This is a genomic window from Actinoplanes utahensis (genome assembly GCF_016862455.1).
Taxonomy (GTDB): domain Bacteria; phylum Actinomycetota; class Actinomycetes; order Mycobacteriales; family Micromonosporaceae; genus Actinoplanes; species Actinoplanes utahensis.
Genome location: NZ_BOMZ01000002.1, coordinates 17,519 through 34,720, shown reverse-complemented (window position 1 = coordinate 34,720; position 17,202 = coordinate 17,519). Strand labels below are relative to the sequence as shown.

Genomic DNA, 17,202 nt, shown 5'->3' with positions numbered 1-17,202 from the left:
CCGAGGTGTACCTGCGCGCGTTCGGGCCGGGCGCCGGTACCAGGAGGGCCGTCCGCGTCAGCGCCGAGGACCGGACCCGGCTGCCGGCCGTCGAGCTGATGCGGAAGGCCGCCGAACTGCAGATGCCGCTTCTCGGCGACCGCCGCACCGTCGACGGTGTCGGCCGCTACCGTGACGGCCTCCATCGGGGTCGCCCGTCCTTCTACCTGTGGGGGGCCGCGAGTAGGTTGGAGACCCATCTCGCCGAGACGATCCGCACCCGGTAGGGGACGTCAGGGCGTCCAGGGGCCGGGCGCGGGGTGCGGGGGACGCGGCGCGGGTGCCGGTTTGCGGGCGAAGAAGGCGCGCACCGGGCGGGGCACGGTCAAACCCAGCAGAACGGCGAGGGGTACGGCGAACATGGCCAGCCCGAGGAGCGGGGAGCTGCCGCCGAGCAGCGCGATGAGCAGCATGAACGCGCCGACGACCGTGGTGAGCGTGGCCAGCACGATCGCCGCGATCCAGGCCCACGACCGGCCCCGGGTCAGTTGAAAGGCCAGGAACACGTAGAACACCGAGAGCGCCAACGGGATCGCGTTGAGCGCCAGGAACATGGTGCGTCCGCCGGTGGGCCACCCGCCGCCGGTGAACGTCAGCGCGGTCTGCACGACGAGCCGGACGATGTTGAGGATGCCGAGCAGCGCCACACCGGCCGCGACCATCTGCACGGCACGGGGTGTGCCGACGGTCTCCTGCGCCATCGCTGATCCTCCACCCGGGACGCCGTACACGGTCGGTGAAGATCGTAGATGGCTCCGGGATCGGGCGCGCACGGCGTACCCGAAATCATTTGTTTACATGAATGAATCTCACTGGCATCCTCGGGCGCATGAGCTTTGACAAACGGGGGAGGCGGCCGGCGCGCTCCCTGGTGGCGCTCGTCGCGATGACGTTGCTGGCCAACCTGCTGGTGCTGGTCCACGGCAGCGCGGCGCAGGCGGCGGCGCCCAAGCTGATGGTGGTGGGGGACTCCATCAGCCAGGGGATCGAGGGCGACTACACCTGGCGGTACCGGCTGGCCACCCATCTGAGCGGGACGGGGGCCGATTTCGTCGGACCGTGGACCGGCACCACGAAGGTGCCGGCCGAGTTCGACGGCGGCGGCTCGCATACCGGCGCGTACCGTCCCGGCATCAGTTTCGACAGCGCCAACCTGGCCCAGTGGGGCTGGCAGATGCACCAGGCCAAGGACGTGGTGGGCGGTCACGTGTCCACCTACCAGCCGGACTACCTGCTGGTCGAGCTCGGCTTCAACGACCTCGGCTGGGGTGTCAACGAACCGGCCGGGCTGCTCAACGACTTCGAGTGGTTCGTCTACCACGCCCGCGCGGCGAAGCCGGACGTCCGCATCCTGGTCGCCAACGTCCTGCACCGCACCCCACTGGAGGTGCACCCGGACCTGCCACAGAAGATCACCAACTACAACGCGATGCTCGCCGCCCGGGTGCCGCAGCTGTCCAGCGACATCTCACCGATCCGGGTGGTGGACATCGACAGCCCGTTCGACGAGAACCGGGACGCCTACGACGGTCTGCACCCCAACATCCGCGGGGAGTACGTGATCGCGAACGCGTTCGCGGCCACCCTCAACAGCTCCTTCGGGTTGGGCGGCGCCCCGGCCCCGATCCCCACCAGCCTGCCCGCGCCGCTCAAGCCGGGCGCGCCCACGTCGATCACCGCCGTGCCGGTCGGCGACAAGATCAAGGTGAGCTGGTCGCACGTCTTCGGCGCCACCGACTACGAGTTCTGGCAGCGGGACGCGACCGCCGGCGCGCCGTTCACCAAGGGCATCTACAACATCGGCGCGGACAGCTGGACCGCCGACCTGCTGCCGGCCGGGCACACCATGCAGTTCTACGTGCGCACCCGGCGAGGCGACAGCCACACCAGCGGCGCGTCGGCGACCGCGACGGCCACCGTCCGGGCGCTTACCGCCCCGCGGTTCTGGGTGACGACCAACCCCGCCGAGCCGTACACGGTGACCGTCCACTGGGATGCGGTCGCGGGAGCCGACGACTACAACGTCTACGGTGCCTCGGGCTGCGGCAGCGTCCCACCGGCCATCTCGTCGTACACCCTCCAGCAGTTCATGCTCGGCGGCAAGACGAGCTGGACGCAGGAGTTCATCTTCGAGCCGTGCAAGAACTACTTCGTGACGGCCTCCCGGTACGGCGGCGAGACTCCGAAACCGGCGGCCGGAGTCCGTGCCTGGCTCTAATCAGGCAGGGGCCGGGGGCGGCCGACTCCGGTTCACCTCCCCGCGTGGATGGTGCCGAGCCGGCGCTCGGTTCGGCCCACCCGGCCCGTACAAGGTCAGCGGCGACAGCCGGTACGGGGCGGGCTCGCCGTTGGATGCGCTGGAGCGGGGGCCGGCGGTCCGAGGTCGAGCGGGCGGGGCCGGCCGGTCCGAGGTCGAGCGGGCGCTGGAGCGGGCGGGGCCGGCCGGTCCGAAGTTGAGGGGCGTTGAGGCGGGCGGCACCGCCGGTCGAAGTCGAGAGGTGCTGAAGCGGGTGGGCCCGGCGGCCGAGGTCGAGGCGGCGCCGGCTCGACATGGTTGTATGATCGAACCAATTGGTTGTATGGTCGAACCATGCGGGGAGACGACTTCGATCAGGCGCTCGTGCTGCAGGGACGGATCGCCGCTTTCGTGCGGGCGTTCGGATTGCACCAGCCGGACCGCACGCCTTGCGGCACACCGGTTCCCGCGTCGGAGGCGCATGCCGTCAGCGAGCTGGACCGGGACGGCCCGCTGACCCAGGGGGAGCTGGGGAAGCGGCTGCGGCTGGAGAAGAGCACGGTCAGCCGGATGGTGAACCAGTTGATCGGCCGGGGCTGGGTGCGGCGCGCCGACCGCGCCGGTGACGCCCGGCTGGTGTGGCTGGAGCTGACCGCGGACGGCAGCCGTGCCGCCGGCGAGCTGGCGGTGGCCCGCGCGGCCCGGTTCACCGCGCTGCTGCGCAACATCCCGGCGGAGAAACGTCCGCAGGTCATCGAGGCGCTGACCACCCTGGTCGAGGCCGCCGGGCAGCCCACGCCGCTCGAGGTCAACGAGACGGCACGTGGTTGAGGTCCGTGGCGGCGAGCCGGCCGGTCGGCGCCGCTGGAGCCTCGGAGCGGTGCTCGGCGCCGCGACGGGCGCGGCGCCGCACCTGCTGCACCATGCCGGACTGTTCGCCGGCACGGCCTTGCTGGCCGGGCTCGGCGGCGCCGTGCTGTTCGGTGCGCTCGGGCTGGCCGCGATGCTGCCCATGCTGCTGCGGCTGCGCCGCCGGTTCGGCGGCTGGGCGGCTCCGGGCCTCGCGATCGCCGCGTTCGCCGCCATGTTCGCGGTGTCCACGCTGCTCATCGGCCCGGCACTACGCTCCGGCGCGGGCGAGCCGCAACATCCCCACCCGGCCCCGTCGGCGTCTCCCGCCGGCGAGCACACCCGCCACCACGGCTGACGAGGCGATGAGAACAGGCATGAGCGACGACGGCCGCTACACGATCCGGTCCGGACGGGCCTCCGACATCGTCGAGGTCGCCCGTCTGCAAGCTTCGGTGCAGCTGCAACCGGCCACCGGTGGCAGCCCGCACCCGGGTATCGCTGCCTGGGTCGAGGATCTGATGGACGGTCACCCGAGCGTCACGCCCGGCGATTTCCTGGTCGCCGAGGACGCGGCCACCGGCCGGGTGGTGGCCGGCCTGGCCGGGCTGCGCCAGGATTGGAGCCTGGCGGGTCTGCGGCTGCCGGTCGCCCAGGTGGAACTGGTCGGCACGGCGCCGCCGCATCGCGGGAACCGGCTCACCGAGAGGCTGTTCGCCGCACTTCATCAGCGATACGCGGCGGACGGCGTGCCGGTGCAGATGATCGAGGGCATCCCGTACTTCTACCGGCGCCTGGGCTACGAGTACGCGCTGGCCGGCGACGGCGCCGCGACGGTCACCGCGGTCGCGCCGGAGGTCGCCGCGACGGTGCCCGCCACCGCGCCGGAGGTCGCCGCGGTGGCGCACGATCAGCCCGGCGGGTGGACGGCGCGGCCGGCGACCGTCGCCGACACGGACGCCCTCGCCGCCATCGACGGCCGGCTCACCGGCGGCGACGCCTGGAGTTGCCCGAGGGACGCGGCGGTGTGGCGCTACGAGATCGGCGGCCGGCGGGACGCGGACATCGCCCGGCGTACGGTCGCGGTCGTCGTCCGGGACGGGCGGGTGGGTGGCTACCTGGTGCACGGTGCGCGGCTGTCCGCGGCGGGGGAGTTGATCGTGGTGGCGGCCGCCTGCCGGGAACCGGCCGACTGGGTGCGCGCCGCCCCGGTCATGTACGCCCATCTGGGCCATGTCGGCCGGCAGCACGCGGCGCCACCGGAGCGGCCGTTCACCGCGGTGCGGCCGCTGCTCGATCCCCGTCACCCGCTGGTGCGACTCGGGCCGCCCGGGACGCCGAGGCGGCCCCGCGGCTGGTACCTCCGCACCGGCGACCCGGCCGGCCTGCTGGCGCGGCTGCGGCCGCTGCTGCGCGACCGATGGGATGCCGCGGGCTTGCGCTGGCCCGAGCCGGTGATGACGATCGACATGTACGGCCGCGCCGCCCGGCTGGAGTTCCGCGGTGGCCGGCTCACGTCCGTGACGGCCGTGCCCGGCGCGGTCAGCCCGTCCACCGACCCGCGGACGCACGCCGCGATCCCGCCGGGCGCGCTGCTGCAGTTGGCGTTCGGTCACCGGAGCCTGCCGGAGGCGCTGGAGACCTGGCCGGACCTTCTGCCGCGGGACCACCTCACCGGGCACTTCCTGACGGCGGCGTTTCCGCGGGTCCCGGTCGCGCTGTGGCCACGGACCTGACTACCGGGTGCTGTCGCGTTCGACGATCTGGGCCTTCGGCGCCTCGTAGACGGTGTGGGCGGTCGGGTCGCGCATCGCGGCGAGGACGGCGTTGCCGCTGAGTTCGCCGATGCGGCCGACGTCGTGGCTCATCGCCGACAGGGCCGGGACGGTGAGCTGGCACTGGGCGGAGTCGTCCCAGGCCACCACGCCCACGTCCGCCGGAACACGTACCCCGTGCTCCCTGATCGCCGCGAGGCCGGCGACCGCCATGATGTCGTTGTCGTAGACGATCGCGGTGGGCCGGCCGGGGCGGGCGGCCAGCACGGCCGCGGTGGCCGCCCACCCCGACTCCTGCGAGTAGTCGCCTTCGGCGGTGATCAGGGTGAGGCCGCGGTCGGCGGCTTCGGCTTCGATCCCGCCGCGGCGCAGTTGGGTGTGGGCGAACGTCATCGTCCCGGTGACGTGCCCGATGACGGTGTGGCCGCGGCCGGCCAGGTACCGGACCGCGTCACGGCCGAATCCGGCGTCGTCGGTCCAGACGGTCGGCAGCCCGTCGGCGGTGGACGGGTCGCCGAGGACGACTGCCGGGATGCCGAGCCGGCTCACCTGGGCGACCCGGTCGTCGCCGGGCACGAGGTCGACGAGGATCACGCCGCCGACCAGTTCCCGGGCGGCCCACGACTCGTAGGTGGCGCTCTCGGCGGCCCGATCGGTGACCACTTTGACCAGCAGGGACACACCGGCCGGGGTGAGTACGCGTTCGAGTCCCTCGATGAACTCGTGGTAGAAGGGCTCTTCGCCGAGCACCTGCGACGGCCGGGTCAGCACCAGCCCGACGCGCTGCGGTTCCTGGGTCACCGGTCTCCTCCGGGGGTGTGGTCGGGGGCGACCGCGGCCTGGACGACGAGGACGGCGGCGCCGATGCCGGCGGCGTCGCGGGGCTGGGCGGACAGTTCCACGGTCAGGGTGTGCCGGTGCCGGGCGTGGGCCGTGCGTTCCAGGTGGGCGCGCATCCGGCGGGCGTAGATCGAGCCGGCCAGGGCGACGCCGGGGCCGGTGAGCACCAGCCGGCCCAGGTCCAGCAGGTTGACCATGGAGGTGGCGGCCATGCTGAGGTGTTCGGCGGCCCGGTCGAGGACGGCGTACGCCTCCGGGTCGCCGTTGACCGCGGCCCGGGCGATCGCGTCGTACGCAGCAGCCTCGCTGCCGTCGAGGGAGAGCCGTGCCCGCAGCCCGGGGTCGTCGCGGGCCGCGGTCACGGTGGCGGCCGTCGACGCGTACTGCTCGACGCAGCCGAGGTTGCCGCACGGGCAGGGGCGGCCGGCGTAGTCGATGGAGACGTGGCTGAGTTCGCCGGCGTCGAAGCTCGCCCCGCGGTACAGCGCGCCGCCGAAGACGATGCCGGCGCCGATGCCGGTGGACAGGTACACGCAGCCGAAAGCCTGCTCGCGGGACACCCGGCGGCTCCAGAACTCGCCGAGGGCGGCCGCCGCGGCGTCGTTCTCCACCAGGACGGGAACGCCGATCCGTTCGGCCACTTCGGCGCGCAGCCCGGTCAGCGCGGCGGCGGTGTCGGGCCGGCCGGGCACCACGGTCGGCGCGACGATCGCGAGGCCCTCGACGCGCTCGGGCGGCAGGTCGAGGCAGCGGGTGAAGTCGGTGAACCGCCGGGCGAGCCGGTCGGCGGGCCGGATCTCGCCCGGCGCGCGGGGCACGACCTCGCGGCCCACCACGCCGCCGGTGACGTCGACGGCGACGCAGGTGAGCGTCTCCGGGCCGAGGTGGAAACCGACGCCGAACCGGCTGGCCGGGTTGATGGCGATGAGTCTGCGGGGCCGGCCGTGGGCGGAGCCGGCCTGGCCGATCTCGTGGACGATGCCGTCGGTCATCAGGTCGCGCACGATGTTGGAGATGGACGGCTGGGTGAGGCCGGTCAGCGCGGCGAGTTCGCCGCGGCTGATGGTCACCGCGGACCGCACGACGTCGACGATCAGGGCGCGGCTTCCGGGGCCTGCCGCGGGGGTTTCTCGACGTGCCATGCCGCTGGTGTCTCCGCCTCGTCCGGGGTCGCTTCACCAGCAGCATACCTAAAATAAATTAGTAATCTAACCTTGACACTGCCGTAACGGCAGCACCATGCTGTGGCCTCAACGAGCTCACCGCAGTCGATCTATCGAACAGGTGCTTCCATGATCAATAGAAGGCGTTTCCTCGGCGTCGGCGCGGTTACGGCGCTTGCTCTGCTGGCCGGTTGCACCGGTGGCGCCGGCGGCGACACCGCGGCGTCCGGCGACTTCTCCGGCGAGGTCAAGGGCGACATCACGGTTCTGACCAACCGGACCGACCTGGTCAACACCACGCTGCCGGAGCTGGCCAAGAAGTTCGAGGCCAAGTACCCGGGCACGAAGGTCACCTTCGAGGGCGTGACCAACTACGAGGAGGACGTCACCACCCAGCTCGGCAGCGGCGACTACGGCGACGTGCTGCTGATCCCCACCGCCGTCGCCCTCGACCAGTACCCGCGGTTCTTCGAGCCGCTCGGCACCGCCGAGGAGCTCAAGGCCGAGTACCGGTTCACCGCCCCCGGCGTCTTCGAGGGCAAGGGGTACGGGCTGTCGTTGGGCGGCGTCGCCAAGGGCTTCGTCGTCAACAAGCGGATCTGGGCGCAGGCCGGCATCACCGTGCCGCCGAAGACCCCGGAGGAGTTCCTGGCCGGGCTCACGGCGGTGGCCGAGAAGACCGACGCGATCCCGTACTACACCAACTACAAGGACGGCTGGCCGCTGAGCGAGTGGAACACCCACCGCGCCGTCCTCGCCGACCCGGAGATCAACGAGAAGTTCCCGGCCGACGCGAACCCGTGGCAGCCCGGCAAGATCCAGTACCTCACCGACGGCCTGCTGTTCGACGTGGTGAACCGGAAGCTCAGTGAGCCGGACCCGCTGACCACCAACTGGGAGTCCTCCAAGCCGATGCTGGCGACCGGCAAGACGGCCAGCATGCTGCTCGGCTCCTGGGCGGTCCCGCAGGTCCAGGACGCCGCCAGGACGGCCGGCGTGAACCCGGACGACATCGCGTTCTGGCCGTTCCCGTACCAGGTCGGCGGCAGGTTCCACGCCGCCACCGACGGCGACAAGCTCGCCGCGGTCAGCAAGGCCTCGAAGAACAAGGCCACCGCCAAGGCCTTCCTGGACTGGTACGTCAACGAGTCCGGCTGGTCCGCCGGCCAGCAGGCCATCCCGGCCGCCCTGAACCAGCCGCTGCCCCCGGGCCTGCAGAGGTTCACCGACGCCGGCGTCGAGCTGATCGAGGCCCCGGCCGCCGTCACGAACGCCGGCAAGGAGGACCAGATCATCAAGGAGTCCGAGATCGACCTGAAGGGCGACATCTACCGGCAGAAGCTGGTCGACATCGCCCGCGGCGCGGCCAAGGGCACCAAGGACTCGTACTTCGCCGAGCTCAACAAGCGGTGGAGCGAGGCGCAGCAGCGGGTCATGAAGTGACCAGTCAGGTCATCGACGGCGCCCGGCCCGCCAGCGCGGCGCGCCGGGCGACCGGCCGGCTCACCCGCCGCCGGTTCTGGCAGAGCCCCTGGCTGTACGTCGCGCCCGCGCTGATCCTGCTCGTCACGTTCACGTACGTGCCGGTCGGCAACATGATCTTCTACAGCTTCCACCGGTGGGACGGCCTGTCCCCGACGATGGAGCCGGCCGGCCTCGACAACTACGTGCGGGTGTTCACCGACGAGCGGTACCGGCGGGTCTTCCTGATCAGCCTCTACTACTTCGCCGCGTCGTTCGCCCAGATCGCGATCGCCCTGTACTTCGCGGTGATCCTGTCGTTCGACACCCGCTTCCGGAACCTGTTCAAGGGCATCCTGTTCTTCCCGTACCTGCTCAACAGCGTCGCCGTCGGCTTCGTGTTCCTCTACCTGTTCCAGCCCGACGGCACCCTCGACACGGTGCTGCGGCTGGTCGGGCTCGGTGAGCACACCCGGCACTGGCTCGGCGACCCGGACATCGCCAACATCTCCCTGGCGGGTACGTCGGTGTGGCGGTTCACCGGCCTCAACTTCGTGCTGTTCCTCGGCGCGATCCAGTCGATCCCGGGCGAGATCTACGAGGCCGCGGAGATCGACGGCGCGAACCGGTGGCACCAGTTCCGGCACATCATCGCGCCGGGCATCCGGCGGATCATCAGCCTCTCCTTCATCCTGGCGATCTCCGGCAGTCTCGCCGTCTTCGAGATCCCGTTCATCATGACCGGCGGTGCGAACGGCACCCGCACGTTCGTCGTCCAGGCCTACGAGACGGCCTTCCAGTTCCGGCAGATCGGCCTGGCCTCGGCCATGGCGGTCGCCCTGCTGGTGTTCGTCCTCATCCTCACCTGGATCCAGCGCAAGGTCCTGCCCGACGAAGAGGTGAGCCTGACATGAGACTCGTGGCCCGCACCGCCAAGTACGCCTCCCTGGTGGGCGCGTCGGTGATGGTGCTCATCCCGCTCCTGGTGGTCCTGTTCGCCTCGTTCAAGACCCGCCAGGAGTACGACGCCACCGGCCCCCTCACCCCGCCGGAGAACTGGCTCAACCTCGCCAACTTCGCCACCGCCTGGACCGACGGGCAGATGCTGCGCGGGTTCCTGAACACCACGCTGATCCTCGCCGTGTCTCTAGCCGGCACGGTCCTGGTGGGCACGCTGGCGGCGTACGCCATCAATCGTTTCGCATTTCGTTTCAAGCGCCTGATCCTGGGCGCGTTCCTGGTCGCGGCGCTGGTGCCGGGCGTCACCACCCAGGTGGCGACCTATCAGATCGTCAAGTCGATGGGCCTGGTCAACACCCCGTGGTCGGCGATCGTGCTGTTCATGGGCACCGACATCATCTCGATCTACATCTTCCTGCAGTTCATGCAGTCGATCCCGGCCAGCCTGGACCAGGCCGCGATGATCGACGGCGCCTCCCGGTTCACCATCTACCGCCGGGTGATCCTGCCGCTGATGAAGCCGGCCATCGCCACGGTCGTGATCATCAAGGGGATCGCGGTCTACAACGAGTTCTACATCCCCTTCCTCTACATGCGATCACCAGAGCTCAACGTCGTCTCCACGGCCCTGTTCAAGTTCAAGGGCCCGTTCGGGGCGCAGTGGGAGACCATCGCCGCCTGCACCATGATCGTCATCATTCCCACCGTGGTGATCTTCCTGTTCTTGCAGCGCTTCATCTACAACGGCATCACCGCGGGAGCAACGAAATGATCGACATCCAGGACCTCTCCGGTACGTGGAACCTGCGCGGCACCGACGTCGACCTCCCCGCCGAGGTCCCCGGGTGCGTGCACACCGACCTGCTCGCCGCCGGCCGGATCCCCGACCCGTTCTTCGGCGACAACGAGCACGCCGTCGCCTGGGTGGGCCGCCAGGACTGGACCTACCAGCGCGACCTCACCTGGGACGGGCCCGCCCACGACCGCATCGACCTGGTCTTCGACGGCCTCGACACGGTCGCCCGTGTCGAGCTCGGCGGCCGGGTGCTCGGCGAGACCCGCAACATGCACCGCTCCTACCGCTTCGACGTGACCTCCCAGCTCGGCACCGCTGCCGCTGACAGGGACCCGGCCGACGCTACTGCCGGGGCGTCGCTGCCGCTCAGCGTCTACCTCACCTCCGCCTACACCGAGGCGGCCCGGGTCGAGGCGCTGGTCGGGCCGAAGCCGAACTGCTACCCGGAGCCGTTCCCGTTCGTGCGCAAGATGGCGTGCAGCTTCGGCTGGGACTGGGGACCCACCCTGGTCACGGCCGGTATCTGGCGGCCGGTGCGCCTCGAGGGGTGGAGCACCGCCCGGCTCGCCACGGTACGACCGCTGGCCACGTACCGCGATGGTGGGGGAGACCTGGACCTGACCGTCGATGTCGAACGCACCCGTGACCGCGCGCTCCGCGCGCAGGTCCTCCTCGACGGCCGTGAGCTGACCGTCGTCGACGTGCCCGCCGATCAGACCTCCCTCCGTGCCCGGATCCCCGTCGACGGCATCGCCGCGTGGTCGCCCCGCGGCTACGGTCCTCCCGCCCTGTACGAGCTGACGGTCGTGCTTCTCGACGGCGATCAGGAGCTGGACCGCTGGCGTCGGCACACCGGATTCCGCACCGTCACCATCGATCGCGGCGCCGACGACGCCGGCACCCGCTTCGTCATCGAGGTCAACGGCGAACCGGTCCTGGCCAAGGGCGTCAACTGGATCCCCGACGACATCTTCCCGTCCCGGATGACCCGCGCCCGCTACGAGAAGCGGCTGCGCGAAGCCGTCGCCGCCGGGGTCAACCTGGTCCGCGTCTGGGGCGGCGGCATCTACGAGGACCGCGCCTTCTACGAGCTGTGCGACGAGCTCGGCCTGCTGGTGTGGCAGGACTTCCTGTTCGCCTGCGCCTGCTACCCCGAGGACGAGCCGATCTTCTCCGAGGTGGTCGCCGAGGCCCGGGAGAACGTGACCCGCCTGTCCCCGCACCCCAGCCTGATCACCTGGAACGGCAACAACGAGAACCTGTGGCTGCACGACGCCATGAACTGGGCCGCCGAGCCCGGCGGTGGCGAGAGCTGGGGCGAGAAGTACTACCTCCAGACGCTGCCCGCGATCGTCGCCGAGCTCGACCCGACCCGCCCCTACCAGGCCGGCAGCCCCTGGTCCGGCTCGTGGGAGCACGCCCCGAACAGCCCCGACCATCAGACCTTCCACTCCTGGGAGGTGTGGAACCGGGAGGACTACGGCAACTACCGCGACTCGGCGCCACGGTTCGTGTCCGAGTTCGGCTGGCAGGCGCCACCCGCCTGGACCACGCTGCGTGACGCCGTCTCCGACGACCCGATGCTGCCGGACTCACCCGGCGTGCTGCACCACCAGAAGGCCGAGGACGGCAACGGCAAACTCGCCCGCGGCCTGGAACCCCACTTCCCGGCGCCGGCGTCCACCGAGGCCTGGCATTATCTGACCCAGCTCAACCAGGTCCGCGCCATCCGTACCGGCGTCGAGCACTGGCGCTCACACTGGCCGCACACCGCCGGCACCATCCTCTGGCAGCTCAACGACCTGTGGCCGGTCACCTCGTGGGCCGCCATCGACGGCGCCGGCCGGTACAAGCCGCTCTACTTCGCGCTGCGAGACGTGCACGCCGACCGGGCCCTGACCATCCAGCCCCGCGACGGCCGCCTCGTCGTGGCCGTCCTGAACGACCACCCGGAACCGTGGACCGGATCCCTTTCCGTGGAGTCCCGTGACTCCTCCGGCACGCTGCTGCACATCGGTGCGGAAGAGGTCGAGGTCGCGCCCCGGTCGGTGACCCTGGTCCCGATCAACGGCGGCGACGTGCTGGTGGCGACCCTCGACGGTCGGCGGGCCCTCTGGTTCGCCGCCGACCACCACCTCGGCGACCCCGACCTGACCGTCACCGCTTCATCGGTCCCCGGCGGCCTGGACGTCCACGTGAACGCCGCCGGCCTGGCCCGCGACATCCTGCTGCAAGCCGACCGCATCCACCCCGACGCGGTCACCGACCAGGGTTTCGTCACCCTGCTGCCCGGCGAGTCCACCACCCTGCACGTCCGCGCCCCGATCGACCTCGACCCCCGCTCGGTCAAGGATCCGTGGGTCCTCACCGACCTCGCCTCCGTCCTCCGGGAGAACCGACCCTCATGAGACGCAGAACCGCGATAGCCGCCTTCTCCCTCGCCGCCGCGTCCGCAGCCCTGCCCACCCCGGCTCTCGCCTCCGGCGACGCCCGCCGTTTCGTCACCCGCGACGGCGCCCGGCTGCTGCTCGGCGGCCGACCGTTCCGCTTCGCCGGCACCAACCTGTACTGGCTGGGCCTGGACGAGAACGTCGGCGGCATCGACTACCCGACGTACTTCCGGATCGGCAACGCCCTGGACACCGCGGAAGCGATGGGCCTGACCGTGGTCCGGTCGCACATGCTCACCTCCACCGGGCACCCGAAGACGCTGCTGCCGTCGAAGGAGGCCGGGTACAACGACGACGCGTTCCACACCATCGACTACGCGATCGCGCACGCCGGCCGGATCGGCGTCCGGCTGATCCTGCCGCTCACCGACAACTGGGCCTACTATCACGGCGGGCACGCCGACTTCACCAAGCCGTACGGGCTGCCCGACGCCGCCTTCTACACCGACCCGCGGGCCATCGCCGACTTCCAGGCGTACGTCTGGCATGTGATGAGTCATGTCAACCCGCTCACCGGCAAGCGCTACATCGACGACCCGACCATCATGGCGTGGGAACTCGGCAACGAGCTCGAAGGCATGACACTCGACTGGATCACCACGAACGCCGCGATGTTCTCCGGGTGGGCGCCCCGCCAGCTGATCGCCGCGGGCCGCCGCTTCGACATCGACCCCGACACCCTGGCCGCCCCCGACGTCGACATCGTCGACGTGCACTACTACCCGCCGACCGTGGCGAAGGTGCAGGCGGACGCGGCCACCGTCACCGCGGCCGGGAAGGTCTACATCGCCGGCGAGTACGCGTCCACCGCGGCCGGCGGCGACCTGCTCACCCCGCTGGTCGCCGACCGCAACGTCACCGGGATGCTGTCCTGGTCACTGTTCGGCCACCACGACCGCCACGGGTTCGTCCAGCACGACGACGGGTTCACGTTCCACTATCCCGGCGACGGCGAGCGGATGGCCGCGGCGGTTCGGGCGCAGATCGCGTACGCCGAAGCCCTCGGCGCCCCGATCGCCCGCCGCCCCGTCGGCGTCCCGCTGATCACCGAGATCAGCAAGCGCGGCGGCTTCGACGTCGTGGCGTGGCGGGGCGCGGCCGCCGCCGCCGGCTACCGGGTGGAACGCGCCCGCACCGAACGCGGCCCCTGGCGGCCCGCCCACGACGGCCTGCTCACCGACGGCGACACCCCGTGGATCGATGCGGCCGCACCCGGCGACCTCTGGTACCGGGTCGTGCCGGCCGGCGGCGCCGCGTCCGAGCCGGTCCACATCGGTAGCCGCGAGGTCGTCCTCACCGACCCGCTGGAGGACTTCGCTCTCACGTCCGGCCACACCAACGCCGAGATCCAGCCCGACGCCGTCGTTCGCGCCGCAGCGAACGGTCCCGCCTCGATCAGCTGGCACCGGGCGGGCCTGCGCACGGTGCGTCTCGAGGTGCAGGCGGCCCACCGTGGCGACGTCACCGTGCAGGTCTCCGCCGATGGAACGGTGTGGCGCACGATCCGCGTCCGTACCGACGGCTCCACGATCACCGCCGTCACCCCGGCCGCCGATCATGTGCGCGTCGTCTGGAACGGCCGCCACACCGGCATCCGCCAGGCGACCCTGCGGTCCGCCGACCCGGCGCCGGTCAGCGGAGCACCCGCCGCGTTCACGACGCTGACCCCGGCGGCCGGCGCCACCGGCGTGATCGGCGCCCACACCTTCACCTGGGCTTCCGCTGCCGGCACCGGCTACTACACGATCACCGTGTCGGAGCAGGCCGACCTGAGCGATCCGGTGATCACCGCAACCGGGCTGACCGCCACCACCTACACCACGACCGAGAACCTCGACCCCGCGACGACCTACTTCTGGGCGGTACGGGCCACCAACGCCCGTGGCGCCACCAGCACCCCGGTCGCCACCTTCACCACCCGGGCGCTGCCCACCGCCCCGGCCGTGATCGACGACTTCTCCGGCTACGCCGACAGCGCCGCGCTCAGCGCCGCCTACGTCCGCAACCCGGGCGGTGACCTGATCGTCCCCTCGCTGGTGGACGGCGGGATGCACCTCGACGTCACCGCCGGCGCGTCCGGTTACGCCGGCGTCACCCGTACCTTCACCACGCCCCTGGACCTGTGGGGGCAGCACGGCATCGAAGTCCGGCTGGACCGTTCCGGAACCGAGGCCACCGTCACCGTCCAGTTCGTCGCCGACGGCGCCTACTGGGAACACACCCTCCCCGCCGGAGGCCCGTCCGGCGTCGTCCGGATCCCGTTCACGGCCTTCGCGCCACCCCCGTGGGCCGGCAGTGGCGTCCTCGACCTGCGGAGGTTCACCCAGCTCTCCTTCTACCTGGGCGGCGCAACCGACGGCGCCCTGATCGTCCACACCGTCCGGGCGTACCCCGCTCCCTGACCCGTTACGGGCCGCCGTCTCCCGGTTCAGGCTGCCGTCTCCCGGCGCGGGCTGCCGTCTCCCGAGGCGGCGGCCTGAACCGACCCTCGTCGATAAGATCCGGTAGTGAATGAACCGGTCTGGGAAGAGATCGCCAACGAGCGCTACGAGGATTTCTGGGGTCCCTTCGACGCCAGATTCGAGTTCGGGGCGCGGCACCAGAAACCCGGGTCGCGGATCCTGGAACCGATTCCCTCCGTCACCTTCGACCTCAGTCCACTGTTCACCGATTCCCCGGTGACGTTCGCGGCCGGGCAGGCCGCCGTCAACGCCGTCGCCCTCTTCGCGATGACCCAGGCGTTTCCCGCCGGCGAGCGGCTGCTGGCGCTGGACTGGCAGCACGTCAGCCATTGGTACTGGCCGCACCGCCGCGCTGTCGCCGAGGACGAGATCCCACCCATCGATGTCTTCCCCAACGGGGACTTCTACGTCTTCCTCACCGAGGACATGACCGAAGGCACCTTCGGGCATCCCTGGGAGCGAACGCTCTGCGTCTTCGGCCCACGGTTGATGCCGCGGTTGGTTCCGTTGCTCGCCGGCTGGCTCCCGATCCGCCGTTCCGCCTCATGACAGCCCCGCAGCGGGAATGGTGCCCGGGCTTCTCCCTCGACGAGCGGGCAGCCCCGGCACCGGCTACTTCCGGCTGGTCCTCACTGCTCTCTCAGGCAGTTGAGACGTCCCTGCCAACCAGCCGGATGACCCCGGCTGGTTCTCACGGACGGGCTTGAGGCGGCAGGGAGAGCCAGCCGGGCAAGATCGGCCGCTCCGCTGGCGGCTCCTGGGCCTTCGCGGCGTGACAACATGGGCCTGTCGGTCACCCGGGAGATCTGGAGTGCCATGAGATACACCGTCTCCATCGAGATCGCCCAGCCGCGGGAGCGGGTGGCTCAACTGCTCGCCGATCCGGTTCACCTGCCGAAGTGGTTGCGCGGCCTGGTGCTGCACGAGCCGCTGAACGGAATGCACGGACAGGTCGGCACCCGGTCGCGCGTCGTGATGCGGACGGGAGGGCAGGAGATGGAGGGCACCGAGACCATCACCCGCCGGGAACCGGCGGACCTGCACGGGATTCCGGCGGAGAGCGTCGTCTTCTTCGAGCGGGAGATCGTCGCCAAGGGCATGTGGAGCGCGGCGCGTGAGCGGCTGACGGAAGCCGGCCCGGAGTCGACGCTCTGGGTCAGCGAGAACGAATACCGGTTCAGCGGCGTGCTGATGCGGCTGATGGGCCTCGTGATGCCCGGCGCCTTCCGTAAGCAGTCGTCACAGCACATGCAGGACTTCAAGGCGTTCGCCGAGCAGAGCATCGACGTCCGCGACGCGCAGAGCTGAACCGGCCCGCGCCCGCCGTGCGGCGCAGATCTGAACCGGCCCGCACCCGCCTGCAGTCGATGATCGCGTCCGCCCCGGGCGGCGAGAATGCGCCGGCTCTCCGCGCTGCCGGCCGTCGAGGAGCCGGCGGCGGATTTGACGCGGCATGAAAGGTCAGCAAGTATTGAGTCAATGAACGTCGAGACTTCCTCGGTGCGGGCGAGGGCACGCATCCACGCCGCGCTCGGCGACCCGGCCCGGCTGGCGATCGTCGACGCGCTCACCCTCGGCGACGCCTCGCCCGGCGAGATCGGCGCCGACCTGGGCATGCCCACCAACCTGGTGGCCCACCACGTGAAGGTTCTGCACGAAGCCGGCCTGATCGTGCGGATCCGCTCCGAGGGCGACCGGCGCCGCACCTACCTTCGACTGCGGCCCGGCGCCCTGACCGCGCTGACACCGCCACCGCTGCGTGACACCGGGCGCGTGGTTTTCGTCTGCACCCACAACTCGGCCCGCTCCCAACTGGCCGCCGCGCTGTGGCGGGACCGGATCGGCAGGCGGGCCGCCTCCGCCGGGACCAGGCCCGCCGCCCGCGTGCATCCCCGTGCCGTCGCCGTCGCCCACCGGCACGGGCTGCGCCTCGACCCGGCGGGCACCGCGCACGTCAGCGACGTCGTGCACGCCGGCGACCTGGTCATCGCGGTCTGCGACAGCGCACACGAGGACCTCACCGGCCCGGTCCGGCCCGAGCTGCACTGGTCGGTGCCCGACCCGGCACGCGTGGACACCGACGACGCGTTCGAAGCCGCGTACACCGACCTGGCCGGCCGCATCGAACGGATCGCCCCGATCGTGCCGCCGGTCCCCGGCCGGAGCTGACC

Annotated in this window: 16 protein-coding genes; 13 read left to right on the top strand and 3 right to left on the bottom strand. The window is 71.1% G+C overall.

Annotation, left to right across the window (positions count from 1 at the left end; genetic code table 11):
* Positions 1-5 precede the first annotated feature (5 nt).
* Positions 6-266 carry a hypothetical protein gene (locus Aut01nite_RS00630; RefSeq protein WP_043527042.1) on the top strand — a complete coding sequence of 87 codons (261 nt, stop codon included), beginning with the start codon at positions 6-8 and terminating at the stop codon, positions 264-266.
* A gap of 6 nt (positions 267-272) precedes the next feature.
* Here Aut01nite_RS00630 and Aut01nite_RS00625 read toward each other — a convergent pair whose 3' ends face one another.
* On the bottom strand, positions 273-740 hold the full coding sequence (locus tag Aut01nite_RS00625; protein ID WP_043527040.1) for a hypothetical protein: 468 nt from the start codon (positions 738-740) through the stop codon (positions 273-275).
* Between the two features lie 128 nt (positions 741-868).
* Here Aut01nite_RS00625 and Aut01nite_RS00620 point away from each other — a divergent pair, with 128 nt between their 5' ends.
* From Aut01nite_RS00620 to Aut01nite_RS00605, 4 genes are all read left to right on the top strand, one after another.
* Entirely contained in the window at positions 869-2,257 is a 1,389-nt protein-coding gene (locus tag Aut01nite_RS00620; protein ID WP_161790667.1) for an SGNH/GDSL hydrolase family protein, read from the top strand.
* A gap of 372 nt (positions 2,258-2,629) precedes the next feature.
* On the top strand, positions 2,630-3,106 hold the full coding sequence (locus Aut01nite_RS00615; protein ID WP_043527036.1) for a MarR family winged helix-turn-helix transcriptional regulator: 477 nt from the start codon (positions 2,630-2,632) through the stop codon (positions 3,104-3,106).
* Complete coding sequence (locus tag Aut01nite_RS00610) at positions 3,099-3,482, top strand: hypothetical protein (RefSeq protein WP_052163943.1); 384 nt, start codon at positions 3,099-3,101, stop codon at positions 3,480-3,482. Before Aut01nite_RS00615 ends, Aut01nite_RS00610 begins: the two co-directional genes overlap by 8 nt.
* Before the next feature lie 19 nt (positions 3,483-3,501).
* Positions 3,502-4,860, top strand: coding sequence for a GNAT family N-acetyltransferase (locus tag Aut01nite_RS00605; RefSeq protein ID WP_043527034.1), 1,359 nt, complete (start codon positions 3,502-3,504; stop codon positions 4,858-4,860).
* On the opposite strand, the gene Aut01nite_RS43140 is transcribed toward Aut01nite_RS00605, so the two are convergent.
* Together Aut01nite_RS43140 and Aut01nite_RS43135 are read right to left on the bottom strand one after the other, a co-directional pair.
* Positions 4,861-5,700: a LacI family DNA-binding transcriptional regulator gene (locus Aut01nite_RS43140; protein WP_043527032.1), complete on the bottom strand. Its 840-nt coding sequence runs from the start codon at positions 5,698-5,700 to the stop codon at positions 4,861-4,863.
* Complete coding sequence (locus Aut01nite_RS43135; protein WP_052163942.1) at positions 5,697-6,881, bottom strand: ROK family protein; 1,185 nt, start codon at positions 6,879-6,881, stop codon at positions 5,697-5,699. Before Aut01nite_RS43135 ends, Aut01nite_RS43140 begins: the two co-directional genes overlap by 4 nt.
* Positions 6,882-7,031: 150 nt before the next feature.
* Between Aut01nite_RS43135 and Aut01nite_RS00595 the strand changes: the two genes are divergently transcribed.
* The 8 genes from Aut01nite_RS00595 (at position 7,032) to Aut01nite_RS00560 (ending at position 17,200) form a co-directional block, all read left to right on the top strand.
* Positions 7,032-8,345: an ABC transporter substrate-binding protein gene (locus Aut01nite_RS00595; protein ID WP_043527030.1), complete on the top strand. Its 1,314-nt coding sequence runs from the start codon at positions 7,032-7,034 to the stop codon at positions 8,343-8,345.
* Positions 8,342-9,277 carry a carbohydrate ABC transporter permease gene (locus tag Aut01nite_RS00590; RefSeq protein ID WP_043527029.1) on the top strand — a complete coding sequence of 312 codons (936 nt, stop codon included), beginning with the start codon at positions 8,342-8,344 and terminating at the stop codon, positions 9,275-9,277. The genes Aut01nite_RS00595 and Aut01nite_RS00590 overlap by 4 nt, the downstream gene beginning before the upstream one ends.
* The gene (locus tag Aut01nite_RS00585) at positions 9,274-10,095 is read left to right on the top strand and encodes a carbohydrate ABC transporter permease (RefSeq protein WP_083999256.1); all 822 of its coding nucleotides are present in this window, start codon (positions 9,274-9,276) and stop codon (positions 10,093-10,095) included. The genes Aut01nite_RS00590 and Aut01nite_RS00585 overlap by 4 nt, the downstream gene beginning before the upstream one ends.
* The gene (locus tag Aut01nite_RS00580) at positions 10,092-12,527 is read left to right on the top strand and encodes a glycoside hydrolase family 2 protein (RefSeq protein ID WP_043527027.1); all 2,436 of its coding nucleotides are present in this window, start codon (positions 10,092-10,094) and stop codon (positions 12,525-12,527) included. Before Aut01nite_RS00585 ends, Aut01nite_RS00580 begins: the two co-directional genes overlap by 4 nt.
* Positions 12,524-14,971 (top strand): cellulase family glycosylhydrolase, encoded by a 2,448-nt coding sequence (locus tag Aut01nite_RS00575; RefSeq protein WP_052163941.1) that lies wholly within the window; start codon positions 12,524-12,526, stop codon positions 14,969-14,971. The genes Aut01nite_RS00580 and Aut01nite_RS00575 overlap by 4 nt, the downstream gene beginning before the upstream one ends.
* Before the next feature lie 105 nt (positions 14,972-15,076).
* Positions 15,077-15,580 (top strand): DUF2716 domain-containing protein, encoded by a 504-nt coding sequence (locus Aut01nite_RS00570; protein ID WP_043527025.1) that lies wholly within the window; start codon positions 15,077-15,079, stop codon positions 15,578-15,580.
* 267 nt (positions 15,581-15,847) lie between these two features.
* Positions 15,848-16,339 carry an SRPBCC family protein gene (locus Aut01nite_RS00565; protein WP_043527125.1) on the top strand — a complete coding sequence of 164 codons (492 nt, stop codon included), beginning with the start codon at positions 15,848-15,850 and terminating at the stop codon, positions 16,337-16,339.
* A 171-nt stretch (positions 16,340-16,510) separates the two neighbouring features.
* The gene (locus Aut01nite_RS00560) at positions 16,511-17,200 is read left to right on the top strand and encodes an arsenate reductase/protein-tyrosine-phosphatase family protein (protein WP_043527023.1); all 690 of its coding nucleotides are present in this window, start codon (positions 16,511-16,513) and stop codon (positions 17,198-17,200) included.
* The last annotated feature ends 2 nt before the right edge of the window (positions 17,201-17,202 follow it).

Bases quoted from the DNA above. Each gene is read 5' to 3' on its own strand.
- Aut01nite_RS00625 (WP_043527040.1), bottom strand. From the start codon at position 740: ATGGCGCAGGAGACCGTCGGCACACCCCGTGCCGTGCAGATGGTCGCG.
- Aut01nite_RS00620 (WP_161790667.1), top strand. From the start codon at position 869: ATGAGCTTTGACAAACGGGGGAGGCGGCCGGCGCGCTCCCTGGTGGCG.
- Aut01nite_RS00615 (WP_043527036.1), top strand. From the start codon at position 2,630: ATGCGGGGAGACGACTTCGATCAGGCGCTCGTGCTGCAGGGACGGATC.
- Aut01nite_RS00605 (WP_043527034.1), top strand. From the start codon at position 3,502: ATGAGCGACGACGGCCGCTACACGATCCGGTCCGGACGGGCCTCCGAC.
- Aut01nite_RS43135 (WP_052163942.1), bottom strand. From the start codon at position 6,881: ATGGCACGTCGAGAAACCCCCGCGGCAGGCCCCGGAAGCCGCGCCCTG.
- Aut01nite_RS00595 (WP_043527030.1), top strand. From the start codon at position 7,032: ATGATCAATAGAAGGCGTTTCCTCGGCGTCGGCGCGGTTACGGCGCTT.
- Aut01nite_RS00585 (WP_083999256.1), top strand. From the start codon at position 9,274: ATGAGACTCGTGGCCCGCACCGCCAAGTACGCCTCCCTGGTGGGCGCG.
- Aut01nite_RS00580 (WP_043527027.1), top strand. From the start codon at position 10,092: ATGATCGACATCCAGGACCTCTCCGGTACGTGGAACCTGCGCGGCACC.
- Aut01nite_RS00575 (WP_052163941.1), top strand. From the start codon at position 12,524: ATGAGACGCAGAACCGCGATAGCCGCCTTCTCCCTCGCCGCCGCGTCC.
- Aut01nite_RS00565 (WP_043527125.1), top strand. From the start codon at position 15,848: ATGAGATACACCGTCTCCATCGAGATCGCCCAGCCGCGGGAGCGGGTG.
- Aut01nite_RS00560 (WP_043527023.1), top strand. From the start codon at position 16,511: ATGAACGTCGAGACTTCCTCGGTGCGGGCGAGGGCACGCATCCACGCC.